Origin of the sequence: Alistipes sp. AM16-43 (assembly GCF_003435745.1) — a bacterium.
Classification (GTDB): Bacteria; Bacteroidota; Bacteroidia; order Bacteroidales; family Rikenellaceae; genus Alistipes; species Alistipes onderdonkii.
This window is the reverse complement of record NZ_QTUQ01000002.1, coordinates 61,328-83,691: the sequence shown is the minus strand read 5'-3', so window position 1 is coordinate 83,691 and position 22,364 is coordinate 61,328. Positions and strand designations below refer to the sequence as shown.

The window sequence follows — 22,364 nt, the reverse complement described above, 5'->3', positions numbered from 1 at the left end:
TCCGGAAAATGCTTCGTGATGAAAAAACGCGCGTTCGTTTTTGAAATCCCCCCCCCGAGTGAATTTATTTGTCCATATAGACCTGAGAGGATAAATTTGCACACATTTGAATTACAAACAAGTATCTCACTTATGAAAAATTTTGTGCACAAAATTACCTGTGTGCTCGTCATGTGCGCTGCCACGGTAGCGTTTACGGCATGTAGCGACAGCGACAACAAGGGCGACGGCCCGGTTACCGGTACCCTCAGCGTGGAAACCGGCGCCCTGAAATTTACGAGCGGAGCCTATTCGAAGGGATTCGAGGTGGGAACCGACGGTACGGTCGGCGCGATCCAGGTCGACGTGAACTACAAGGGTTCCGAAACCGGATGGATCACCGCGAAAGTGAACGACGGCGACGTGGTGGTCACCGTGGCGCGGAATACGGGCGATGCACGTACGGCGGATGTCGTCCTGAGCGCCAAGGGTGCCGAGTCGGTGACCGTTTCCATCAGCCAGAAGGCCGTGTTCTCGTCGGATCTGGTGGGCCGGTATACGCCCTATGTTCCCGATCCCGAAAATCCGATCGCTAATTTCTTCATCAACCCCGTATACGCTGATATGGATCCGGAAAAGGTGCCGCAGATCGACATGGGTTTCCTTCTCGGTGTTCCCGGATATACCTGGCCCGTTACCACCGTCACCGGTCTGGCCAACCAGCTCGTGGGGATGATGTATGGCGGCGGCCTCACCTATTTCGATTTCAAGGACGACGGGACGATCGGCGCGGGTTACCGCGACATGCTCGGGTTCGACATGAATGCCGGCCCTACGTTCGGCCCCGAGGTCGAATTCCCCAATGCCGAGACGCTGGAGGTGCTGCCTGTCGATGCGATTACCTATTACACCAAGGACGGCAAGGTCTATTTCGCCATCGACAAGGAGTACCTGACCTATATCGGCCAGGCGGAGCTCGAAATGAACCTGCCCCAGATCATCGACGCCCTGCTGGCACAGTACCCGGGCCTTGGGATCGAAGCGACCGACGATTACTATGCCATCCCGCTCAAGTACGGGGTCAAGGATGGCGTTACGACGCTGAAGGTCGACAAGGAGATGATGATGCCTTACATGCCGCTGATTACTTCGCTGGTCGATGCTTTCCTCCCCGACGGGGATATTGAGGTGTCGCTCGACCCCGAATCCGACCCGATGAAGATCCCGGCAAAGGCGCTGGTCAACTCGTTGCTCGATGCGCTCTTCAACCAGAGCCAATCCATCGAGATCGGCATCGGCCTTACGAAATAGGCGGACACGATAACAAACCCTTTCCAGGCAGGTTGCGGAAACTCCGCAACCTGCTTTTTTTCTTTTGTAATCTTGTCTGTCCGAATAATATTTCCTATTTTTGCTTTCGGTAACCTAAAATGAATCAATTATGAAGAAAAGTTTTCTTTTGTTGGCTGCAATGCTCCTTTGCTATTGCGGTACGGCATTCGGCTGGGGCAAATCGGGGCATGACGCCATCGCCTATATCGCCGAGTGCAACCTGACGCCCAAGGCGAAGAAGAACATCGAGAAATACCTCGACGGCCGTTCGATCGTCTATTATGCCTCGTGGATGGATGTGTACCGCCATACACCGGCTTACAAGGTGACCTCGGGCTGGCACGGCGATAGGGTCGACGCCGACGGGAAGTATGTGCCCAACGCAAAAGGCGACGCCTTGCAATGCATCGAGGAGGCGATCTCCAGATTGAAGGATTACCGCAGCCTGGACGATTCGACGGTGCTGGTGTCGATCAAATACCTCGTGCACCTGGTGGGCGACATGCATTGCCCCGTGCACGTGAAATACCCTTGGTATAAGAATTTCAAGTTCGACCTGAACGGGAGGCCCAGCGAATTCCATAGTTTTTGGGACAGCGGGGTGCTCGACCTGAACCACCGCTGGGGATACGTGGAGTACCGCCACCAGTTGGATCGCCTTACGAAGAAGGAGATCCGTGCAGTCACCGCCGGGACGCCCCGCGACTGGCTCGAAGAGAGCGCCCGGGATTGCCGCGTGATTTACGAGTGGACGAAGCCCGGCCAGACGTTTAACAAGGACGAGGCCCGCGACCTGCTCAATACGGTACATCCGTTCGCCGAGGAGCAAATCCTCAAGGCGGGCTACCGTTTGGCTGCCGTACTTAACCAACTATTCGGTTAATTTTGTAATTTTGCAGACGTGAGGCGGTTTTGTGCGATTCTTGCAGGGGCCGTCATGTTATCAATTCTTACAGGTACGTTATGAAAAAGTATTTTGCAGCCGCTGCGCTGCTTATGATGATGGCCGCCTGCGGAAGCGCCGGCCAGGACAAGAAGCTCGAAGGCACGACATGGAAACTCGCCAAGATGGAGGCAATCCCGGCCGCGGCCGTCGGTAAGGAGGCCGATTTCTTCACCTTGGAGTTCAATGCCGCCGATACGATGGTCGCAGGGCGTACGAACTGCAACCGCTTCTTCGGCAAGTATGAGCTCAAAGGCAAGGAACTCGAACTCAAGAACCTGGGCATGACCCGGATGGCCTGCCCCGACATGCAGTACGAGGATGCCTTCGTCAAGATGCTCGACGAGGTAGACCGTTTCGAGATCAAGGGTGCGGAGCTGACCCTCTTCGACGACCACAAAGCGCTGGCCGTGTTCAAGGCCGTCGAAAAAGAGCCTGCGAAGCAGTAATTCCGCCGACGCGGAATATTTGCGGCAGTCCCCGACGGGGCTGCCGTTTTTTTTTGTATAAGGCGGAATGAAACGACGGTTTGGTGGGGAACCGCTCCCGGTATGGATGCCGGGAAATAGCCGAACGGCCGGATGCGGGAGCTATGTGGCGGGAGGGGGGATTGTTTTACGGCCGGATGCGGGGGCGGCCGGAGCGGGCAAAAAAAGAACGGCGGCAGGAAAAAAAGTGACGCAACTCTCTTTTTGTATGAAGAATCCGGTTACCGGAAAAGTATCCTGCCGCCGCATAGGATTCGATTGCATCGGCAGGAGCGCGACAAATGGGGTTCATTTGTGCAAAAGAAGAAGAGTGCCGCCGAATCTGTGACTCCTGAGGTTCTGGTAAACCCGCAAATCCAACAAAACAGCGCGCACCCTTCCGGGAGCGGACTGTATTTGAACTTGCAAAAAATTTACCAGATTTCAGGATGTCAATACAATCGTTTATAATACTCAATATGTTAAGAACGCATGCAATTACGGTGTACTGCATAGCAAAGGTAGTCAATTTTCCGCAATCTGCAACTACTTATTTGTATTGGAGCCGGGCAGCGGAACCGATAGCTGAAAAACTGCATGAGGGAGGCGTATATGGCCGTATCGTGTCTCCCCGTGTGTTTCGCGCATGGGGATTCGCCGCATGGCTTCGGGGCTCAAAGAAACAAGCGGCCTCCCGAAAGGGGAAGCCGCTTGTCTTGTGTCTCTTATCGGAACGCTTACTCGCTCAGGGGAGTTACGCTCACATAGGATTTGCCTGCGCCTTTCTTGCAGAATTCGACGGTGCCGTCTACAAGGGCGAAGAGCGTGTGGTCTTTACCGATACCCACGTTTTCACCGGGGTTGTGAACCGTGCCGCGCTGACGAACGATAATGTTGCCCGCCTTAGCGAACTGGCCACCGAATAACTTGACGCCGAGTCGCTTGCTTTCCGACTCGCGGCCGTTCTTCGAACTACCTACACCTTTCTTGTGTGCCATTTCTCTTCAGTTTTAAAGGTTATGCAACAATTTCCTCGACAAGAACCTGTGTCAGATACTGACGGTGGCCGTTGCACTTCTGATATCCCGTTCTGCGCTTTTTCTTGAAGACCAGGACTTTTTCGTCCTTCAGATGCTTCAGGATCTTGCACTTCACCGAGGCGCCTTTCACTACAGGTGCACCTACTTTGACCTGACCGTCGTTGTCTGTGAGCAGGACTTTGTCGAAACTTACGGACGAATTTTCTTCGCCCTGAAGACGGTGGACATAAAGTTTCCGACCTTTCTCAGCTTTAAATTGCTGACCTGCAATCTCTACTATAACGTACATTTAATGCGATATATGTATTTGAACATAATTCGGAGTGCAAATATACGCATATTTATTTTATAAGCAACATCCCGCGCGAATTTTTTTCGGCACGGTCGGCTCTGGCATGGTTTTGGGCGGGGTCGCCGCGGACAGTGCCGCATGACGCCGTGCCGTCCCTGCAACAGCGGGCGCCCCGCACAGGAGGTTTTGTCTTGCGCCGAAGCTGCCCGGGGAGGTTCGGCGTGAAATAGCTGTTAAAAATTTCACAATGTCATAAATTCTTGTTACCTTTACCATGGCAACCGAAGTTACCGAACTCAAAAGAAGAGCTACGATGATAAACGACAAGGTGAGGATGTACCTGCTGCCGCCGCTCATCAATGCGGCAGTCAGGGCCGGAGCCTCGATAATGAATGTCTATAAAAACCTCGACGATTACGATATAAGCCTCAAAGACGACAAGACGCCGATCACGCTCGCCGACCGGCTGGCGCACAAAACCATCCGCGAATACCTGGGCCCGACGCGCATCCCCATCCTGAGCGAGGAGGGGCGCGAGATGCTTTACGACGAGCGCCGCAACTGGGAGCTCTACTGGCTGGTCGACCCGCTCGACGGGACGGTCGAATTCATCAAGGGGAACAACGAATTTACGGTCAACATCGCCCTGATGGAGAACAACGTCTGCATGGGGGCGGTGATTTACGTGCCCTATTTCGAGAAGCTGTATATCGCGGGGCGGGATGCAGGCTCGTATGTCAAGGAACATGTGGTGCCCGATTCCGGGGCGGAATATACCTACGACGAGATCGTCACCGGGTGGACGCGCCTGCCGTTGGAGTGCGAGGCCGTGCGTCCGCATCCCCGCCTGCGTGTGGCCGTGTCGCGCTCGCACCAGACACCCGAGACCGCCGAGCATATCGCCCGCCTGCGTGCGACGCACCCCGACCTGGAGATCGTCGAACAGGGCAGTTCGTACAAGTTCTGCCTGCTGGCCGAGGGGCGGGTCGACTATTATGTCCGCACGACGCATACCTACGAGTGGGACACGGCGGCCGGGGAGCTGATCCTCGCCGAGGCCGGCGGCCGGACGCGCACGCTGCCCGACGACGGGGTGCTGCGCTACAACGAAAAAGACCTGCGCAACCCGTGGTTCGTCTGCCGGTCGAAGTACTGCAAGATTTGACGCCGCAGCAATGCGGAACCGGTAAGTCAGGGCGGATTTGTTTCCGCCTTTTTTCGTGTGCTTGCCCCGTTGTGCTGTTTTTACTTGGAATAGTTGCACTTTCGGGCAAAAACTGTTAATTTAGATGTGTCAAAGCTTGCCTCCCATGAAAAAAATCTCCCTGTTCTGTATGCTGGGATTGTTGCTCGGCGTATCCTGTTCGGAGGAAAAAGTAAAGCCGCCCGCCATGACCGATGATACGGTGGCCGTATTCGGCGATGACGCATTCGGGGCATTTTGCCTGCGGACGTACGACCGTAACGGGGATGGTGTACTTACGGTCGGTGAAATCAAAAATGTGGTGTCGCTGGATTTTGACGATAAGGATATCCGGTCGCTGGACGGGATCGAATACTTTACCGGATTACAGTCTTTATATTGTAACCAATCTGCCGGGGGTAATCTGGTGCGGCTCGATGTCAGCCGGAATGCGGAACTCAGGACTTTGTGTTGTGCGGGGAACAAACTCGAAGAACTCGTCGTGGATGGTCTCCGGAACCTAAGCCGTGTCGATTGTGCGGCCAATAACCTGGAAAAACTCGATTTGCAAAATTTGCCTGTGTTGACCTTTTTGCTTTGCCGGAATAACCGGCTTCGCAACCTGGACTTTTCCGAAACTCCCGGCTTGAAATCCATAGATTGTGCGAATAACGGGATTTCCGCCCTTGATGTGAGGCCGTGCGGGGATATTACTATGATTTGGTGTGAGGGCAATGCGGGGATGCGGATCTCGCTGGATTGGCGGCAGGTACCGGGCATATTTGGTGACGACGATGTCGTTTTGGAGGTGGCCGGAGATGAAAACCTTGTCTTTGCCGATGCGGCGGTAGAGGTGGCACTGGCCGCAAGGAATTTTGATAAGAACGGGGACGGGCGGATTTCCCGCCATGAGGCGGTTTATGTCCGGGAGTTGTTCGATACCGATTGCAGCGGGTTCGAATCCCTCTCTGATTTTAGTTATCTTATCAATTTGTACTGGTGTGAGTTGGTGTGTGCGGATAAGGGGGCGTGCAAACTGCGCTCGCTGGATTCTTTTGCCCGGAACGGGCTCTTGTATAATCTGGATTTGAGGAACCTGTCGGTGGCAGATGTCGATTTGTCGAGATATCCTGCTTTGAAATACGTGAGGATGTCGGGCTGCGATGTGGAGGAGCTCGATGTGAGCGGGTTGCAATATTTGGAAAGCCTGGTCTGTGACAATTCGCCCGTCTTGAAAACCGTATTTTTCAGGAATAGTGCCCAATACGACCGGATGTCATGGATCAACCTTGATAAGCACATCCTGATAAGGTTCAAGGAGAGCGATTGATACGAAAAAGAGGAGCGTCACTCCTCTTTTTTTGTTGTCTGTTCGATGTCGCATGCCGAGCAGTTGCCCGAACAGCCCGCGTCGGCGCAGTCTGTTTGTCCGGAGTCCTCGCGCGATTCCTGCACGGCGCACCGGATGCCCAGCCGCTGCATGTTCTTGTTGGTCGATATTTCCGAGTCGATATGGTGTCCCTTGATCATCAGCGTCAGCGACATGCCCACGACGAAGAGGGCTACGGCGCCGAGGGCGAAGAGGAAAACGATTAACCACGTTGGCATAACGGTAAGGTATTTTTATGTGCTGAAATTTTGGCTTTCGGTCACAAATGTATACATTTGTAAGATAAATTGCAAAAATGCTGCCTTATCCTGTCGGCGGGCGGCGCTGAAACGAAACGACAACAGACGCAATACTATGAAAATCGTGATAGCGGGTGCGGGCGAGATGGGGAGCCATCTGGCGAAAATGCTCAGTGGCAACGGCCACGACATTACCATCATCGACGCCGACCAGAAGTTGCTTTCCGACGTGGGGAGCCTTGCCGACGTGATTTCGGTCGAGGGCGATTCGACGACCTTCGCCGTGCTCCGCAAGGCGCAGGTGCGCAAGTGCGACCTGTTCATCGCCGTGAACCACGTGGAGAACGACAATGTCGTGGCGGCGATGCTGGCCAAGAAGCTCGGGGCCAAGAAAGCCATCGCCCGCATCGACAACAACGAATACCTGGAACCCAACAACAAGGAGATGTTCATCGATATGGGCATCGACTACCTGTTCTACCCCGAGAAGGTTGCGGCCAGCGAAGTCATCAACCTCCTGGGGCATACCTCGACCACGGAGTTCGTCGATTTTTCGAGCGGCAAGCTCTCGCTGGTGGTTTTCCACTTGGAGCCGACCTCGCCCCTCGTGGGCAAGCCGCTGGAGGGGTTCGATGACGACGAGGCCCCGCTGAGCTACCGCACGGTGGCCATCACGCGCGGCGGGCAGACGATCATCCCGCGCCGCGGCGAATTGTTCATGGAGGGCGACGCGATCTATGTGATCGCCCGCCAGGATGCCGTGAAACAGGTCATGGAGTTCTCGGGACAGTCGAACATCGAGATCAAGAACATGATGATTCTGGGCGGGTCGCGCATCGGCATCCGCATCGCCACGGAGTTGCAGGACGAGGTGAACATCAAGCTCATCGACTACAACGCCGAGAAGGCCTACCGGCTGGCGGAGATGCTCGAAAAGACTCTCATCATCAACGAGGACGGCCGCAACACCGAGGCCATGATGGAAGAGGGGCTTTCGAACATGGACGCCTTCGTGGCCGTGACGGGGCGCAGCGAGACCAACATCCTCGCGGCGATGCTCGCCAAGCGCATGGGCGTCAAGAAGGTGATCGCCGAGGTCGAGAACCTCAATTACATCAACCTGGCCGAGTCGATCGGCATCGACACGATCATCAACAAGAAACTGGTGACGGCGTCGAACATCTTCCGCTTCACGATGTCGACCGACGTGCAGGCCATCAAGTGCCTTACGGGCAGCGACGCCGAGGTGCTGGAATTCATCGTCAAGCCCAATGCGCCGGCCGTGAAGAGCCGCATCAAAGACCTGGGGCTGCCCGAGGACACGATCATCGGCGGCATCGTGCGCGGCGACAAGGTCTTCATCGCCGTGGACAACATGGAAATCAACCCCTACGACCGCGTGGTGGTCTTCGCCATGCCTGCGTCGGTGGGCAAAGTGGGATACTTTTTTAACTGACGACGGCGCTGTCGGGCCCGGCGTGCGCCGGGGCCCGCACACCGGCGGAAAATGAAACCGAACAGACAAGTGTCGTTTAGAAGCATATTATTCAAGGCCTGGTTTTCGCAGCGCGAGCGGGCTATCGACCGTTTCCGGCGCCGTCCTGCCGAGACGCAGGAGCGTATCTTCAGGCAGTTGCTGCGCCGCGGGCGCGGGACGGAATTCGGGTGGAGGTACGACCTGGGGCATGTCCGCAGCGTGGAGCAGTTCCAGTCGATGGTCGAGACGTTCGATTACGAAACCTTCAAACCCTATATCGAAAAGATGCTGGCCGGGGAGCGTAACGTCACCGCGCCGGGGCGGGTGAAACTCTTTGCCCGCTCGTCGGGCACGACTTCCGACCGGAGCAAGTACATTCCCGTCACGGAGGAGTCGCTCTGGTGGAACCACACGCTCGGCATGCGGGACGTGGCGACGGTATTCGCGGCCAACAACCCGAAAACGAAGGTTTTCGACGGCAAGACGCTGACCCTCGGCGGGTCGTGCAGCCGCGAGGGGCGCAACCTTGTGGGTGACCTGTCGGCGGTGCTGATCCACGAAACGACGTTCTGGAGCGGCTGGTTCCGGGCGCCGCGCACCGCCACGGCGATCATCCCCGATTTCGACCGCAAGGTCGAGGCCATCTGCCGCGAGTGCACGGGCGAAAATATCACGGCCTTCGCCGGGGTGCCGTCGTGGAACCTGGCGATGATGCGCCGCGTGCTGGATTATACGGGGCGGGAGAACCTGCTCGAAGTGTGGCCCAACCTCTGCATGTTCGCCCACGGGGGCGTGGAGTTCGCCCCCTACCGCCGTTCGTTCGAGGCGCTGATCCCTTCGGAGAGGATGCAGTACATGGAGACCTACAACGCCTCGGAAGGGTTCTTCGCGCTGGCCGACGACCCGTCGCGGAGCGACATGCTGCTGATGCTCGACTACGGCAATTTCTTCGAGTTCCGCAGCGGGGATACCGTCGTGCCGCTCGAAGGCGTGGAATGCGGCAAGGTCTACGCCATGCTCATCACGTCGAACAACGGCCTGTGGCGCTACGAGATCGGCGATACGGTGGAATTCACTTCGACGAATCCCTACCGCATTCGTTTCGCGGGGCGTACGAGACAGTATATCAATGTCTTCGGCGAGGAATTGATCGTCGACAACGCCGACCGCGCACTGCTGGCCGCCTGCAACGAAACGGGGGCCGTGGTCGGGGAATATACCGTGGCGCCGTGCTACATGTCGCTGCGCGAGCGGGGCGCCCACGAATGGATCCTGGAGTTCGAGCGCGAGCCCGACAGCCGCGAGCATTTCGCCGAGGCGCTCGACCGCGAATTGCGGGCCGTGAATTCGGACTACGACGCCAAACGCCGCACGACGCTCGAGCGGCAGCGGCTGACGGTCGTCGGCCACGGCCGTTTCCTCGCGTGGATGCGTGCCCGGGGCAAGAACAAGGTGCCGCGGCTGGTCAACGACCGCCGTGTGGCCGACGAGATACTGGCGTTCGGCGGGGAAGCGAAGTGACGGCGCGTGTTGCTGCGGCGTAATGCCGTGATGCACCGTTGCGGAGCACTCCGGCGGCTGTCCGGAGCGGCCGGGCAGTATTTAAAATGTAAAACAAATATCGTATAATATGTATATAGCCATTGCAGGCAATATCGGAAGCGGGAAGACCACGCTGACCCGGATTCTGACCGAGCGTTACAACGCCAAAGCCTACCTCGAGGAGTGCAACAACCCCTACATCGGCGATTTCTACGAGGACATGAACCGCTGGTCGTTCAATTTGCAGATTTATTTCCTCGGGAGCCGCATCCAGCAGACGATGGACATGCTGGCCGACAACCGCGATTCGGGGGCGATCTTCCAGGATCGCACGATCTACGAGGATGCGCATATCTTCGCGGACAACCTCCACGAAATGGGGCTGATGGCCTCGCGCGACATCGAAACCTACATGAAACTGTTCCGGCTGATGACCACGCTCATCCCCAAGCCCGACCTGCTGATCTACCTCAAGGCGAGCGTGCCGACGCTCATTTCGCAGATCCGCAAGCGCGGCCGCGAATACGAGATGAACATCGACGAATTATACCTCAAGCGTCTGAACGACAAGTATAACAACTGGATCGACAACATCTACGAAGGCGATGTGCTGGTCGTCGACAAAGACCATGAGGATTTCGTCTCCGACCCTACGGTGCTGGAGAAGATATGTGCGCGCCTCGATGCGCTCGAAAACAGATAGCGACGCATGACGCTGCCTGAGAAATTCGCCGCACGCGTCTTTTCGGAGCTGGGGCCGGAAGAGGGGGCGGCGCTGTGCGCCGCACTCGATACCGAGCCGCCCGTGTCCGTGCGGCTGAACCCTGCCAAATGTGCCGGTGCGGCCGAACCCGGAGCGGTGCAGGACGGCACCGGGGCGGCACCGGGAGGATACGGATCGCCGCAGGGGAGCTCCCGGACGGATGTGCCCGCCCCGCTTCCGGTTTTGCAAAACGCCGACGGCCGTGTACCCTGGTGCGCCGACGGGTATTACCTGGCGGTGCGGCCGCAGTTCACCTTCGACAGCGATTTCCATGCCGGGGCATATTACGTGCAGGAGGCGTCGTCGCAGTTCGTGGGGCGCCTGATGGGCGGAGAGGGGGTTGCGGGGAAGCGAATCCTCGACCTTTGCGCCGCCCCGGGCGGCAAGACGACGCTCTATGCCTCGCTCGCGGGGCCCGACGGGCTGGTCGTCGCCAACGAGATCGACCGCCGCCGTGCGCAGGTACTGGCGGACAACGTCCGCAAGTGGGGTACGGGAAATGTCGCCGTGACGACCTGCGAACCCCGGCTACTGGGTGACTTCGAGGCGTGGTTCGACGTGGTGGCCGTGGATGCCCCCTGCTCGGGCGAAGGGATGTTCCGCAAGGATGCACAGGCCTGCGCCGAATGGAGCGAGGGGAATGTAAAGCTCTGTGCCGCAAGGCAGGACGGGATATTACGTGAAGCATGGCGTGCGCTCAAACCCGGTGGCAGGCTGATATACAGCACCTGCACCTTCAACCGCGACGAGGACGAAGGGGCTTTGGAGCGTATGCTCGCATGGGCGGGCGACGAGGTCGCAGAGGCGGAAGACATGGCTGCCGACGGGGCGTGGGGGATCGTCTGCGGCCGGGTGGGGGCTTTCCGCACCTACCGGTTCTATCCTCACCGGGCACGCGGCGAGGGTTTTTTCGCCGCCGTGGCCTGCAAGGCTTACGATGCCGGGGGCCGTTGCCGCACCCCGAAGGCGCGGCGCACGGTATTTGCGCAGGTGGACAAGGCGTCGGCGGCGGAGCTGCGCCGTTGGGTGCGCACGCCGGAGCGGATGTGCTTCGCGGCGGTGGGCGATACCTGCTACGGATATTACGTCGCGCAGGCCGAGGCCGTGAAGGCGCTCGGCGAAGCGCTGCCCGTGATCTATGCGGGCGTGGCGATGGGGCAGTTCTTCAAGGGAAGCCTGCGGCCCGATCCGGCGCTGGCGTTCTTCTGCGGATTGAACCGCGAGGCGGTGCCCGCTGCGGAGCTGGACGAGGCGCAGGCGCTGTGTTACCTGCGCAGGCAGGAGGTCGCCGCCGGGGCGTTTTCCGAAGGGGTGAACCTGGTGTGTGCCCGCGGGCGGGCGCTCGGGTTTGCGAAGCGGATCGGTAACCGGGTGAACAACATGTACCCCAATACATTGCGAATTATTAAACGATAGATATGGCCGAGAAACTTTTTTATTCGATGGGCGAAGTGGCCGAGATGTTCGACGTCAATGCGTCGCTGATCCGCCACTGGGAGTCGCAGTTCAGCGTCATCCGCCCCAAGCGCAACAAGAAAGGCAACCGTCTCTTCTCGCCGCAGGATGTGGAGAACCTCAAACTGATCTACCACCTGGTCAAGGAGCGGGGCATGACCCTCGAGGGCGCCAAAAAAGCCCTGAAACAGAAGCCTGCGGCCGAGGGCGGCGTGCAGCGCGATGCCGAGCTGATGGAGCGCCTGCAACGCATCCGTGCGCTGCTGGTCGAGGTGCGTGAAGACCTGAAGGCGGGCCAGGGCGAACTCCTCGCCGACGGGGATGCCGAAGTCCCGGCGGCGGAGGCCGGGGCGGCAGTGCCCCGTCGCAAGGCGAAACCCGTGGTGAAGATCGTCCCGGAGGATGCCGCGGCGCAGGGGGCTGCCGAACCCGGGCAGCCCGCGTCGAAGCGTCCGCGCAAGCCCCGCCGCAAGAAGGAGGAGCCGGAACACAAGGAGCTCTTCGCCTTTTACGAACAGTCGCTCTTTTAGGGGCGCAACGGGCGCCGCATCCCTTGGGGAAGGCTGCGCAGCAAGGCGGAACGCGCAGTGCCGCGGCCGCAGGGCGGATGGCCCCGCCGGGGCGGAAAAAATGATAACCAGACAAATCAGGATACTATGCTAATCAGGGAAGTGACCGATGTCATCGAGCGTTTCGCACCGCTCGCATGGCAGGAATCGTACGACAACGCAGGCTTGATCGTGGGGCGCCCGGACGACGAGGTGCACAGGGCGCTGCTGGCCGTGGACGTCACGGACGAAGTGATGACCGAGGCCGAACGCGAAGGGTGCGACATGGTCATCACGCACCATCCGATCGTTTTCCATGCGCTCAAGCGTTTCAATTCGGCAGACCAGGTGCAGCGCTGCGTCGAGCGGGCTATCCGCGGCGGCATTGCGCTCTATGCGTGCCACACCAACCTGGACAGCGCCCCCGGGGGGATGAGCTGGCGGCTGGCCGAGATGCTGGGCGTGGGGGACTTGCGCGTGCTCCAACCCGTGCAGGCGGACGAAAAGGTCGGGTTCGGCGTGGTGGGCGAGCTGTCCGAGCCGATGGCTACGGTGGAGTTCATGCGCCGCATGCAGCGCGTGCTGGGCGTTCGGGTCGTGCGCCACAGCGACATCGCTTCGCCCGAGGTGCGGCGCGTGGCGGTCTGCACCGGTGCGGGGGCTTCGATGATCGGCGACGCGCGCCGTGCGGGGGCTGACATATACGTCACGGCGGATATGAAGTACAACGACTTCATGACGCCGGATAAAGCCCTCACCGTAGCGGATATAGGCCATTTTGAAAGTGAATATTGCGCAATTCAGATTTTATTTGATATTTTGTCGAAAAATTTGATTACCTTTGCGGTTCGCAAGAGTGAAAGCTCTCGCAATCCGGTGAACTATTTGGTTTAAGTCTAAACTATACACGTACATTATATGGCAACACAGAAGAAAACTGCCGACGTTGACTATTCGATGCAGGAGAAGATCATCGCACTCTATGAATTGCAGAAGATCGACAGCAGGATCGACGAAATCAACAAGGTGAAAGGTGAACTGCCTCTCGAGGTTCAGGATCTCGAAGACGAGATGACCGGCCTGAAAACCCGGATCGACAACATCAATGCCGAAATCGAGGAGCTGAACACGCTCACCAAGCAGCGCAAGCGCGAGGTCGACCAGGCCAAGATTCTCATCGGCAATTACAAGGAGCAGCAGAACAACGTGCGCAACAACCGCGAGTTCGATGCCATTACCAAGGAGATCGAGTACCAGGAACTGGAGATCGAACTGGCCGAGAAGCGCCTCAAGGAGTACGCCGCCGGTGTGAAAGCCAAGAAACTCCAGCTGGAGGAGGCCGAAGCCGTAGCGGAAGGCCGTGCCGCCGACCTGGCTGCCAAGAAGAACGAACTGGAAGGGATCGAAGCCGAAACCGCACCCCAGGTCGCAGAGTACGAAGTACAGGCCGACCGGGTCAAGGCCAAGATCGACGAGCGCCTGTTGTCGGCCTATGGCCGCATCCGCAGCAATGTGCGCAACGGGCTGGCGGTCGTGACCGTGAAGCGCGATGCCTGCGGCGGTTGCTTCAACCGGATTCCCCCGCAGCGCCAGGTGGAGATTCGCCAGGGCAAGAAACTTATCGTCTGCGAATATTGCGGACGTATCCTTGTGGCCGATCCCGAAGAGGGGCTGGAATAGCCCTGTGGAAAAATTAAGAAAGCAGGCCGGAGTGTACACTCCGGCCTGCTTTGCATTGGGGGGGCCAAGTCCCGGGCTCTTGCCTGCCGTAGCATTCGGGCGTTCATGCCCCTGTGTCCCTGGATTATCCGCCTTTGCCGTATGCGCGGCGCGGCGGATTTTCGGGGTTGTTGTCTTGTCGTGCCGGGAGCCGGGAGCCCGGGCTGCCTACCAGACGACCTGGTCGGGGAGGATTTCGCCGTCGGCGGCGTCTCCCGCGTCGAAGGAGGCGGCTTTGTACTGGATGCAGATCATCGTCATCGGGCTGTCGCCCGTGTTGCGCAGCGAACGCCTGCCGGCAGGCGAAACCCGCACGACGCTCCCCTCGCCTACGGGGAAGACCTGCCCGTCGACCTGGAACTCCCCGTCTCCGCCGAGGATGATGTAAAGTTCTTCGTGGGTCTTGTGGGTGTGGAGGAACCCGACGCTGCCGCCCGGTGCGAACTGCTGGAACGACATCTCGGCCCCGGTGGCCTGCAGGTCGCCGCCTACGAATACTTTTCCCGGGATCTCCACGCCCGGTGCCAGCGGCAGCGCGTACTGGTTCAACTCTTCGGTTTTTCCGACCGTCACGGCTGCGAAATTCGCGCCTGAGGCCACTTTTTCTACCTTTTTCATGGTTAAGGGTTATTAAAGCGTTTATGAATTGTGTTCTCTGTATTGCCGTTGCGAAGGTAAGGAGAATGCAGCGTTCGTGCAAGACGGTACGCTGGCGTATGTTGCTAACATTTAGGTAACTGATGTTGTATGTCAGGCAGAAATCCGGGTGAAAAAAAAGATTTTTTTGCAGGCAGCATGTGCGCGGCGACACGCGCGGCCGTGATACGGGGCGTTTTGCCCTCCCGCGCAAAGCCTGCCGGGCAGGGACTCGGCGTGTGCTGGCCGGCTGCGGGAATAGCGGCCGGACAGGCGGTTTTACTGGGCTGGGTGGGAGCTTGTTGGGCGCCGGGAGGTTGGGGAACGGTATCTGCCGGGCGGTTTGCGGCCGGGACAGGTAAAAGTGCCGGGGTTTCGGGATTTTTAAATTTTTTTGTAAATTGGGGAATGTTAATTTATTAACACCAAAAATCCTTCCTATTTTATAAATAATCCTTAACTTTGCAAAGTTGTAATTTGCCTACTAAAATTACTGATAGATGAAAATAGCCCTTGCCCAGTTGAACTATACGATCGGGGATATCGACGGCAATACCTCGAAAATCATCGATTCGATCAACAAAGCGAAAGCGCAGCGTGCCGACCTGGTCATCTTTGCCGAACAGGCCGTGAGCGGAACCCCGGCTTTCGACCTGTTGCGTAAAACGACCTTCCTCGAACTGTGCGAGGATGCGCTGGTCGAAATCGCGTCGTGCTGCGACGGTATCGCGGCCATCGTGGGACTTCCGATCCTGACGCGCGAAGGCACCATCAGCGCCGCGGCGCTGATCCAGGATCGCAAAGTGCTGCGCTACGTGGGTAAGAAATATATCACCGCACGCCGCGAAATGGGCTTCCTCGTCCCTTCGAAGGGATTCGAGTACGCGACGATCAAGGGCCACAAGTGCGCCATCGTCGTGGGCGACGACCTGAGCCGCGAGCATGACTTCGACAAGTCGGTCGAGACCGTCATCTCGATAAACGCCCGCAAATACGGCCGGGGGACGATGACCTACCGTTACGAGATGATGCGCCACCTGTCGTTCGTCGAGGGTAAGAACCTCGTGCTGGTGAACCAGGTAGGCGGTTCGACGGACATCGTTTACGACGGTACGTCGGGGGCGTTCAACAACCGCGGGGAGCTGGTGCTGATGATGAAGCACTTCGAGGAGGATTTCCAGATCTTCGATACCAAGGCGGCCGGCGAGCCGGTTACGATCCCTTCGACCTACAACGACCGTACGCGGATGGTTTACCAGGCGGCCCGGTGCGGCCTGCGCGACTTCTTCGTGAAGAACGGCTACAAGAAGGCCTGCATCGGCCTTTCTGGCGGCATAGACTCGGCCGTGGTGGCCTGCCTGGCCGCCGACGCGCTGGGACGCCAAAATATCCGGGCTTTGCTCCTGCCCTCGCAGTTCTCTTCCGACCATTCGGTCGAAGATGCCAAGAAGCTGGCCGAGAACCTCGGCATCGAATATAACGTAATTCCCATCACGGAAATATACACCAGCGTGGTCAATACCCTCAAGCCGGTCATCGGCGGCAGGGAGTTCGACGCCACGGAAGAGAATATCCAGACCCGTATCCGCACGGTGCTGTTGATGGCCGTGCAGAACAAGGCGGACTACATCCTGCTCAACTCGTCGAACAAGAGCGAGAATGCGCTGGGGCTCTGTACGCTCTACGGCGATACGGCGGGCGCTTTCAGCCCTACGGGCGACCTCTACAAGAGCGAGATGTACGACCTGGCGCGCTATATCAACCGCACGCAGGGCGACCCCATCCCGGGCAATATCCTCGACAAGGAACCCTCGTCGGAGTTGCACCCGGGGCAGAAGGACAGCGACATCCTGCCGCCGTACGAAGTGGTGGACGCGATCCTTTACCGCATGATCGAGGAGGGGCAGCACCGCGAGGAGATCGTCAATGCGGGCTTCGATTCCGAGGTCGTGGAGAAGATCCACGCCATGATCATGCGCAACGAGAAGAAGCGCTACCAGTTCCCGCCCGTACTGCGCCTGTCGATGTGCTCGTTCGGGCACGAGCGCCTTATGCCGCTTACCAACAAATACGGCGATTGAGGGCGGTGGCTTCACGGATTGAACATAGCGGCGTGGTGGAACGCGCGGAACGCGACACGGTCTATGTGAGGATCACCTCCCACAGTGCCTGCGGTAGCTGCAAGGCCCGCGAAGCGTGCGGCCTGGCCGAAGCGCAGGACAAGATCGTGGTCGTGAAGAGTCCCGACGCGGCGCATTATGCCGCGGGGGAGAAGGTTATGGTCGGCGTCCGTCGTAGTGCGGGCGCTGTCGCCGTTATATTGGCCTATGTCGGGGCGTTGGCCGTGCTGCTGGCCGTGCTGGTCGCCGCCGTTGCGCTGCTCGGCTGGAGCGAAGGCCGCGGCGCGCTTGCCGCTCTGGGAGCCGTGGTCGTCTATTACTGCGTATTATGGCTCTTCAGGCATAAAATCGAACACACAATTCATTTCTCAATAACCAAACACTACTGATGGAAGTATTACTTTACACAATCCTGACGCTTTGTGCGCTGGGAGTGCTTTCCGCGGTGATCCTTTACTTCGTGGCCCAAAAATTCAAGGTCGAGGAAGATCCCCGGATCGACGAGGTGGAGAAGATGCTGCCGGGCGCCAACTGCGGCGGCTGCGGCTTCGCCGGGTGCCGCGGCATGGCCGACGCGCTCGTGAAACAGGACGACATCTCGGCGCTCTTCTGTCCGGTGGGCGGCGGCGACTGCATGAAGGCCGTTGCGGCCTACCTCGGCAAGTCGGCACCGGAAAAGGAGCCGCAGGTGGCCACCGTGCGCTGCGGCGGCACCTGTGACAAACGCCCCCGTACCAACGAGTACAACGGTGCCAAGTCGTGCGCCGTGGCATCGTCGCTTTACATCGGCCAGACGGGGTGCGCATTCGGCTGCCTCGGGTTCGGGGACTGCGTCGTCTCGTGTGCGTTCGATGCGATCCGCATGAATCCCGCGACGGGACTTCCCGAAGTCGACCCCGACAAATGTACGGCCTGCGGGGCCTGCGTGAAGGCGTGTCCCAAAATGATTATCGAACTGCGCAAGAAGTGGCCGAAGAATCGGGCGGTGTATGTGTCGTGCGTGTCGAAGGACAAGGGCGCCGTGGTGATGAAGGCCTGCAAGGCGGGTTGCATCGGATGCGGCAAATGCCAGAAGGTCTGTGCGTTCGGTGCCATCACCATTGAAAACAATCTCGCCTATATCGACCCGCAGAAGTGCAAGCTCTGCCGTAAGTGCGTGAACGAGTGCCCGACAGGCGCCATCGTGCTGGCGGGCATGGATCCGCTGCCCAAGGCACCGAAGGCACCGGCTGCCCCGAAAGCCGCACCTGCGGCCGCGAAGGAGGCTCCTGCGGCAGCCCAGGCTGCCCGGGCCCCGAAGTCCGCCGATGCTGCGCCCGCCGATGCGAAGGGAACCGCACCGGTGCCTGAAGCCGCCCCGAAGGCCGCACCTGCGGCCGCAGAGGGTGCGCCTTCCGTAGCCCCGAAAGCTCCTGTAAGCGAAGCTGTACCCGCTGTTGAGAAGGAGGTTGCACCGGCATCCGCCGCTGTGCAGGAAGCAGCGGCAACCGGGAATGCGACGGAGGCTCCGAAAACTGGCGGGGCAGCCCCGGAAGCCGAATAAACGGATGTTTCCGCAATGCCGGGCGGGCGGGTGACGCCGTGCCGGGCATGGGAGATGAAGGAAGAAACCCAACCGAAAAATCAGAGAAACACAAGATATGAAGACATTTCCAATAGGCGGAGTCCATCCGTCGGAAAATAAACTGAGCGGCGCCAAACCGATCGAGGTGCTTCCGCTGCCCGACGTGGTGACGATCCCGCTCGCACAGCACATCGGCGCCCCCGCCGTGGCCAAGGTCGCCAAGGGCGACAAGGTCGTGACGGGGCAGCTCATCGCCGAGGCGGGCAGTTTTATGTCGGCCAATATCCACGCCCCGGTTTCGGGGACGGTAACGGCCGTGGACATGGTGCCCAACGGGCAGGGGCTGCGCCAGGTGATGATTACGATCAAACGCGAGGGCGACGACTGGGCCGAGGGGATTGACCGCTCGGAGACGATCGTCAGGGAGTGCACGCTCTCCGCACAGGAGATCGTCGCCCGGATCAAGGACGCCGGCATCGTCGGCATGGGCGGCGCGACGTTCCCTACGCACGTGAAACTCTCGATCCCTCCCGGGAAAAAAGCCGAGGCGCTGATTATCAACGGTGTAGAGTGTGAACCTTACCTTACGTCCGACCATCGTACGATGCTGGAGCACGGCGAGGAGCTGCTCGTGGGCGTGACGATACTGATGAAGGCCATCGCCGTGGAGAAAGCCTATATCGGGATCGAGAATAACAAACCCGACGCCATTGCGCACCTGCGCCGTCTGGCCCAAGGGTATAAGGGCATCGAGGTGGTGCCCCTCAAGGTGAAATACCCGCAGGGCGGTGAGAAACAGCTGATCGCGGCCATTACGGGGCGCGAGGTGCCGCCCCCGCCCGCACTCCCGATCGACGTGGGTGCCGTGGTGTGCAATGCCTCGACGACCTATGCGGTCTACCAGGCCGTGCAGAAGCACAAGCCGTTGATCGAGCGCGTGGTGACGATCACGGGCAAAGGCGTCCGGGAGCCCAAGAACCTGCTGACCCGCATGGGTACGCCCGTCGAGGCGCTGATCGAGGCGGCCGGAGGGCTTCCCGCCGATGCGGGCAAGGTCATCAACGGCGGCCCGATGATGGGGCGCGCGATGGTCAACCTCGCCTCGCCCGTGACGAAGGGGTGCTCGGGCATCACCGTCATGAGCGGCCGCGACGCCCAGCGCCGCGAGGCCTCGCAGTGCATCAAGTGCGCCAAGTGCGTGGCTGCCTGCCCCATGGGGCTCGAACCCTATTACCTCTCGAAGATGACCCAGAAGAAAGGCTGGGAGGAAGTCGAGGCGCAGATGATCACTTCGTGCATCGAGTGCGGCTGCTGCCAGGCCTCGTGCCCCGCTTACCTGCCGCTGCTGGACTGGGTGCGCCTGGGGAAACAGACTGTCATGGGCATTATCCGCGCACGTGCCGCGGCACCGAAAAAGTAAATGGAAAAACAGAAAGATATTATGGCAAACAAACTTGTTGTTGCTCCCGCACCGCACGTGCAGACTTCGCAGTCGACGGCCAGGATCATGCGCGACGTCGTGATCGCGCTGATGCCCGCGCTGGTCGTCTCGGCGGTGGTGTTCGGGGTGGACGTGCTGCGTGTCACGGCGCTCAGCGTGGCGTGCTGCGTGTTGTTCGAGTACCTCATCCAGCGGTTCCTCGTCGGCGGCTCGCTGACAATCGGGAACTGGTCGGCCGTGGTGACGGGCGTGCTGCTGGCTTTCAACCTGCCCGCCTCGATTCCCTGGTGGATCGTCGTGATCGGCGCATTCGTCGCCATCGCCATCGCCAAGATGACCTTCGGCGGGCTGGGCAAAAATCCGTTCAACCCCGCGCTGGTGGGGCGTGTGTTCCTGCTGATCGCCTACCCGGTGCAGATGACTTCGTTCCCGATGCCGGCGAACGGAGCTTTCGACGCACTTTCGGGCGCTACGCCGCTGGCGGCCGTGAAACACGGCGCCGCCCCCGACGTGCTCGGTGTGCAGGAACTGCTGCTGGGCAATATGCCCGGCTCGCTGGGCGAGGTGGCGGCATTGGCCCTGATCTGCGGCTTCGTATACCTGCTCTGGCGCCGCGTCATCACGTGGCAGATTCCCGTGTCGGTGCTCGGTACGATGGCCGTATTCGCGTTTGTCGTGGCCCTCGCTTCGGGCAGTACCGGGGCGGTGCTGTGGCAGCTCCCGCTGTTCCATGTACTGGCCGGCGGAGCCCTGCTGGGCGCGATATTCATGGCGACGGATTATTCGACCTCGCCGATGACCGTCAGAGGGGGGGTGATCTTCGGCATCGGTATCGGCGCCATCACGATGTGCATCCGCCTGTGGGGCGCCTATCCCGAGGGTATGTCGTTCGCGATACTGATCATGAACGCCTGTGTGCCCCTGATCAACAAATATGTCAAACCCAAGCGCTTCGGCGTTAAATAGGAGGTGACGCAGTATGAAAAGTACACTTGTGAATATGACGGCCGTACTGTTCGGCATCACGCTCGTGGCTTCGGCCGGTGTGGGCGCCGTGAACATGATTACGGCCGAACCGATCGCCCAGGCCGAGCAGGCGGCGAAGGTCGAGGCGCTGAAGGTCGTGCTTCCGCCGTTCGACCAGACCGCACCCGAAGCGCTGACGATCGACGATATGCCGATCACGGTCTACACCGCAACCAAGGGAGGACAGGTCGCGGGTTACGCCGTGGAGTCGATGACCAAGAATGGTTTCGGCGGCGCGATCAGCATGATGGTGGGCTTCACGCCCGACGGTGAAGTGGTCAACGTCAACGTGCTCAGGCAGGCTGAGACCCCGGGGCTCGGGACGAAGATGGCCGACAAGGAAAATGTGCTGCTGGGGAGCATCCAGGGCAAGAAACTCGAAACGATGAAGCTCGTGGACGGCAAGCTGGCCGTGAAGAAGGACGGCGGCGACGTCGACGCGCTGACGGCCGCGACTATATCCTCGCGCGCCTATGTCGATGCGATCAACCGCGCCTGGATGGCTTACAAGAGCGTAGCGACGGGTACGGCGCCGACAGACGTATCGTCGGGAGCGACTTCTGCGGCCGGAGATTCGGCAGAGGAACAAACCAACGGGCCGGCGGCTCAGGAAGGAGGGCAAAATGAATAAACTGAACATCATTCTGAGCGGCATCGTCAGGAACAACCCGACGTTCGTGCTGGTGCTGGGCATGTGTCCTACGCTGGGTACGACGACCTCGGCCGGGAACGGCATGGGCATGGGGCTGGCGACGATGGCCGTGCTGATCATGTCGAACCTGGTGATCTCGCTCATCAAGAACATCATCCCGGACAAGGTGCGCATCCCGGCGTTCATCGTCGTGATCGCCTCGTTCGTGACCGTGGTCGAAATGCTGATGAAAGCCTACACGCCGCCCCTGTACGAGGCGCTGGGCGTCTTCATCCCGCTGATCGTGGTGAACTGCATCATTCTGGGGCGTGCCGAGGCCTTCGCCTCGAAGAATACGCCGCTGGACTCGGTGCTCGACGGTGTCGGGATCGGTTTGGGCTTTACGCTTTCCCTGACGGCCGTAGGTGCCGTGCGCGAGATCCTGGGCAGCGGCGCGATCTTCGGCATCAGCCTCGGAACGGCCGATTACATGCCGCTGATCTTCGTCCTCGCACCGGGGGCATTCCTGGTGCTGGGGTACCTCATGGTATTGTTTAATAAATTAGCCAAGAAATAG

24 protein-coding genes are annotated in these 22,364 nt (G+C 59.3%); 19 read left to right on the top strand and 5 right to left on the bottom strand.

Annotation, left to right across the window (positions count from 1 at the left end; all coding sequences use genetic code 11):
* Positions 1 to 132 precede the first annotated feature (132 nt).
* The 3 genes from DW189_RS03590 (at position 133) to DW189_RS03580 (ending at position 2,703) form a co-directional block, all read left to right on the top strand.
* On the top strand, positions 133 to 1,290 hold the full coding sequence (locus DW189_RS03590; protein WP_162508144.1) for a BACON domain-containing protein: 1,158 nt from the start codon (positions 133 to 135) through the stop codon (positions 1,288 to 1,290).
* 130 nt (positions 1,291 to 1,420) lie between these two features.
* Positions 1,421 to 2,194, top strand: a complete 774-nt coding sequence (locus DW189_RS03585) for a S1/P1 nuclease (protein ID WP_162851429.1) — start codon at positions 1,421 to 1,423, stop codon at positions 2,192 to 2,194.
* Positions 2,195 to 2,274: 80 nt separating this feature from the next.
* A complete protein-coding gene (locus DW189_RS03580) occupies positions 2,275 to 2,703 on the top strand; it encodes an META domain-containing protein (protein ID WP_022333281.1) in 429 nt (142 codons plus the stop codon).
* Positions 2,704 to 2,869: 166 nt separating this feature from the next.
* Here the strand turns inward: DW189_RS03580 and DW189_RS14200 are convergent, their stop codons facing one another.
* From DW189_RS14200 to rplU, 3 genes are all read right to left on the bottom strand, one after another.
* The gene (locus DW189_RS14200; protein WP_130065718.1) at positions 2,870 to 3,235 is read right to left on the bottom strand and encodes a hypothetical protein; all 366 of its coding nucleotides are present in this window, start codon (positions 3,233 to 3,235) and stop codon (positions 2,870 to 2,872) included.
* A 223-nt stretch (positions 3,236 to 3,458) separates the two neighbouring features.
* On the bottom strand, positions 3,459 to 3,719 hold the full coding sequence (rpmA, locus tag DW189_RS03570; RefSeq protein WP_009598768.1) for a 50S ribosomal protein L27: 261 nt from the start codon (positions 3,717 to 3,719) through the stop codon (positions 3,459 to 3,461).
* A 19-nt stretch (positions 3,720 to 3,738) separates the two neighbouring features.
* Entirely contained in the window at positions 3,739 to 4,050 is a 312-nt protein-coding gene (rplU, locus tag DW189_RS03565) for a 50S ribosomal protein L21 (RefSeq protein WP_055204064.1), read from the bottom strand.
* 316 nt (positions 4,051 to 4,366) lie between these two features.
* Between rplU and DW189_RS03560 the strand changes: the two genes are divergently transcribed.
* Positions 4,367 to 5,218, top strand: a complete 852-nt coding sequence (locus tag DW189_RS03560; protein ID WP_117506905.1) for a 3'(2'),5'-bisphosphate nucleotidase CysQ — start codon at positions 4,367 to 4,369, stop codon at positions 5,216 to 5,218.
* A gap of 145 nt (positions 5,219 to 5,363) precedes the next feature.
* Positions 5,364 to 6,566: a leucine-rich repeat domain-containing protein gene (locus DW189_RS03555; RefSeq protein WP_162508145.1), complete on the top strand. Its 1,203-nt coding sequence runs from the start codon at positions 5,364 to 5,366 to the stop codon at positions 6,564 to 6,566.
* A 17-nt stretch (positions 6,567 to 6,583) separates the two neighbouring features.
* Here DW189_RS03555 and DW189_RS03550 read toward each other — a convergent pair whose 3' ends face one another.
* Complete coding sequence (locus DW189_RS03550) at positions 6,584 to 6,844, bottom strand: hypothetical protein (RefSeq protein ID WP_022333284.1); 261 nt, start codon at positions 6,842 to 6,844, stop codon at positions 6,584 to 6,586.
* Positions 6,845 to 6,980: 136 nt separating this feature from the next.
* On the opposite strand from DW189_RS03550, the gene trkA reads away from it, so the two are divergent.
* The 7 genes from trkA to DW189_RS03515 all read left to right on the top strand — a co-directional run bounded on the left by trkA (position 6,981) and on the right by DW189_RS03515 (position 14,330).
* Positions 6,981 to 8,321 carry a Trk system potassium transporter TrkA gene (trkA, locus tag DW189_RS03545; protein WP_022333285.1) on the top strand — a complete coding sequence of 447 codons (1,341 nt, stop codon included), beginning with the start codon at positions 6,981 to 6,983 and terminating at the stop codon, positions 8,319 to 8,321.
* Between the two features lie 69 nt (positions 8,322 to 8,390).
* A complete protein-coding gene (locus DW189_RS03540) occupies positions 8,391 to 9,863 on the top strand; it encodes a GH3 auxin-responsive promoter family protein (protein ID WP_018694988.1) in 1,473 nt (490 codons plus the stop codon).
* A gap of 109 nt (positions 9,864 to 9,972) precedes the next feature.
* Positions 9,973 to 10,587: a deoxynucleoside kinase gene (locus tag DW189_RS03535; RefSeq protein WP_018694989.1), complete on the top strand. Its 615-nt coding sequence runs from the start codon at positions 9,973 to 9,975 to the stop codon at positions 10,585 to 10,587.
* 6 nt (positions 10,588 to 10,593) lie between these two features.
* Positions 10,594 to 12,063, top strand: a complete 1,470-nt coding sequence (locus DW189_RS03530) for a methyltransferase RsmF C-terminal domain-like protein (protein WP_117506903.1) — start codon at positions 10,594 to 10,596, stop codon at positions 12,061 to 12,063.
* Positions 12,064 to 12,065: 2 nt separating this feature from the next.
* Positions 12,066 to 12,632 (top strand): MerR family transcriptional regulator, encoded by a 567-nt coding sequence (locus tag DW189_RS03525; protein ID WP_018694991.1) that lies wholly within the window; start codon positions 12,066 to 12,068, stop codon positions 12,630 to 12,632.
* Positions 12,633 to 12,758: 126 nt separating this feature from the next.
* The gene (locus DW189_RS03520) at positions 12,759 to 13,544 is read left to right on the top strand and encodes a Nif3-like dinuclear metal center hexameric protein (RefSeq protein ID WP_117506902.1); all 786 of its coding nucleotides are present in this window, start codon (positions 12,759 to 12,761) and stop codon (positions 13,542 to 13,544) included.
* A 24-nt stretch (positions 13,545 to 13,568) separates the two neighbouring features.
* On the top strand, positions 13,569 to 14,330 hold the full coding sequence (locus DW189_RS03515) for a zinc ribbon domain-containing protein (protein WP_022333290.1): 762 nt from the start codon (positions 13,569 to 13,571) through the stop codon (positions 14,328 to 14,330).
* A gap of 207 nt (positions 14,331 to 14,537) precedes the next feature.
* On the opposite strand, the gene DW189_RS03510 is transcribed toward DW189_RS03515, so the two are convergent.
* Complete coding sequence (locus tag DW189_RS03510; protein WP_117506901.1) at positions 14,538 to 14,987, bottom strand: cupin domain-containing protein; 450 nt, start codon at positions 14,985 to 14,987, stop codon at positions 14,538 to 14,540.
* Positions 14,988 to 15,505: 518 nt separating this feature from the next.
* Here DW189_RS03510 and DW189_RS03505 point away from each other — a divergent pair.
* From DW189_RS03505 to DW189_RS03475, 7 genes are all read left to right on the top strand, one after another.
* A complete protein-coding gene (locus DW189_RS03505) occupies positions 15,506 to 17,086 on the top strand; it encodes an NAD+ synthase (RefSeq protein WP_117506900.1) in 1,581 nt (526 codons plus the stop codon).
* 5 nt (positions 17,087 to 17,091) lie between these two features.
* The gene (locus DW189_RS03500) at positions 17,092 to 17,514 is read left to right on the top strand and encodes a SoxR reducing system RseC family protein (protein ID WP_117507180.1); all 423 of its coding nucleotides are present in this window, start codon (positions 17,092 to 17,094) and stop codon (positions 17,512 to 17,514) included.
* Positions 17,514 to 18,668, top strand: a complete 1,155-nt coding sequence (locus DW189_RS03495; protein ID WP_117506899.1) for an RnfABCDGE type electron transport complex subunit B — start codon at positions 17,514 to 17,516, stop codon at positions 18,666 to 18,668. The genes DW189_RS03500 and DW189_RS03495 overlap by 1 nt, the downstream gene beginning before the upstream one ends.
* A 97-nt stretch (positions 18,669 to 18,765) precedes the next feature.
* Positions 18,766 to 20,109, top strand: coding sequence for an electron transport complex subunit RsxC (gene rsxC / locus DW189_RS03490; protein WP_018694998.1), 1,344 nt, complete (start codon positions 18,766 to 18,768; stop codon positions 20,107 to 20,109).
* 21 nt (positions 20,110 to 20,130) lie between these two features.
* Entirely contained in the window at positions 20,131 to 21,096 is a 966-nt protein-coding gene (locus DW189_RS03485; protein WP_026318209.1) for an RnfABCDGE type electron transport complex subunit D, read from the top strand.
* Between the two features lie 13 nt (positions 21,097 to 21,109).
* Positions 21,110 to 21,787, top strand: a complete 678-nt coding sequence (locus tag DW189_RS03480; protein WP_229065184.1) for an RnfABCDGE type electron transport complex subunit G — start codon at positions 21,110 to 21,112, stop codon at positions 21,785 to 21,787.
* Positions 21,780 to 22,364, top strand: coding sequence for an RnfABCDGE type electron transport complex subunit E (locus DW189_RS03475; RefSeq protein WP_018695001.1), 585 nt, complete (start codon positions 21,780 to 21,782; stop codon positions 22,362 to 22,364). Before DW189_RS03480 ends, DW189_RS03475 begins: the two co-directional genes overlap by 8 nt.

Bases quoted from the DNA above. Each gene is read 5' to 3' on its own strand.
- DW189_RS03590 (WP_162508144.1), top strand. From the start codon at position 133: ATGAAAAATTTTGTGCACAAAATTACCTGTGTGCTCGTCATGTGCGCT.
- DW189_RS03585 (WP_162851429.1), top strand. From the start codon at position 1,421: ATGAAGAAAAGTTTTCTTTTGTTGGCTGCAATGCTCCTTTGCTATTGC.
- DW189_RS03580 (WP_022333281.1), top strand. From the start codon at position 2,275: ATGAAAAAGTATTTTGCAGCCGCTGCGCTGCTTATGATGATGGCCGCC.
- DW189_RS14200 (WP_130065718.1), bottom strand. From the start codon at position 3,235: ATGCAGTACACCGTAATTGCATGCGTTCTTAACATATTGAGTATTATA.
- rpmA (WP_009598768.1), bottom strand. From the start codon at position 3,719: ATGGCACACAAGAAAGGTGTAGGTAGTTCGAAGAACGGCCGCGAGTCG.
- rplU (WP_055204064.1), bottom strand. From the start codon at position 4,050: ATGTACGTTATAGTAGAGATTGCAGGTCAGCAATTTAAAGCTGAGAAA.
- DW189_RS03560 (WP_117506905.1), top strand. From the start codon at position 4,367: ATGATAAACGACAAGGTGAGGATGTACCTGCTGCCGCCGCTCATCAAT.
- DW189_RS03555 (WP_162508145.1), top strand. From the start codon at position 5,364: ATGAAAAAAATCTCCCTGTTCTGTATGCTGGGATTGTTGCTCGGCGTA.
- DW189_RS03550 (WP_022333284.1), bottom strand. From the start codon at position 6,844: ATGCCAACGTGGTTAATCGTTTTCCTCTTCGCCCTCGGCGCCGTAGCC.
- trkA (WP_022333285.1), top strand. From the start codon at position 6,981: ATGAAAATCGTGATAGCGGGTGCGGGCGAGATGGGGAGCCATCTGGCG.
- DW189_RS03535 (WP_018694989.1), top strand. From the start codon at position 9,973: ATGTATATAGCCATTGCAGGCAATATCGGAAGCGGGAAGACCACGCTG.
- DW189_RS03530 (WP_117506903.1), top strand. From the start codon at position 10,594: ATGACGCTGCCTGAGAAATTCGCCGCACGCGTCTTTTCGGAGCTGGGG.
- DW189_RS03525 (WP_018694991.1), top strand. From the start codon at position 12,066: ATGGCCGAGAAACTTTTTTATTCGATGGGCGAAGTGGCCGAGATGTTC.
- DW189_RS03520 (WP_117506902.1), top strand. From the start codon at position 12,759: ATGCTAATCAGGGAAGTGACCGATGTCATCGAGCGTTTCGCACCGCTC.
- DW189_RS03515 (WP_022333290.1), top strand. From the start codon at position 13,569: ATGGCAACACAGAAGAAAACTGCCGACGTTGACTATTCGATGCAGGAG.
- DW189_RS03510 (WP_117506901.1), bottom strand. From the start codon at position 14,987: ATGAAAAAGGTAGAAAAAGTGGCCTCAGGCGCGAATTTCGCAGCCGTG.
- DW189_RS03505 (WP_117506900.1), top strand. From the start codon at position 15,506: ATGAAAATAGCCCTTGCCCAGTTGAACTATACGATCGGGGATATCGAC.
- DW189_RS03495 (WP_117506899.1), top strand. From the start codon at position 17,514: ATGGAAGTATTACTTTACACAATCCTGACGCTTTGTGCGCTGGGAGTG.
- rsxC (WP_018694998.1), top strand. From the start codon at position 18,766: ATGAAGACATTTCCAATAGGCGGAGTCCATCCGTCGGAAAATAAACTG.
- DW189_RS03485 (WP_026318209.1), top strand. From the start codon at position 20,131: ATGGCAAACAAACTTGTTGTTGCTCCCGCACCGCACGTGCAGACTTCG.
- DW189_RS03480 (WP_229065184.1), top strand. From the start codon at position 21,110: ATGAAAAGTACACTTGTGAATATGACGGCCGTACTGTTCGGCATCACG.
- DW189_RS03475 (WP_018695001.1), top strand. From the start codon at position 21,780: ATGAATAAACTGAACATCATTCTGAGCGGCATCGTCAGGAACAACCCG.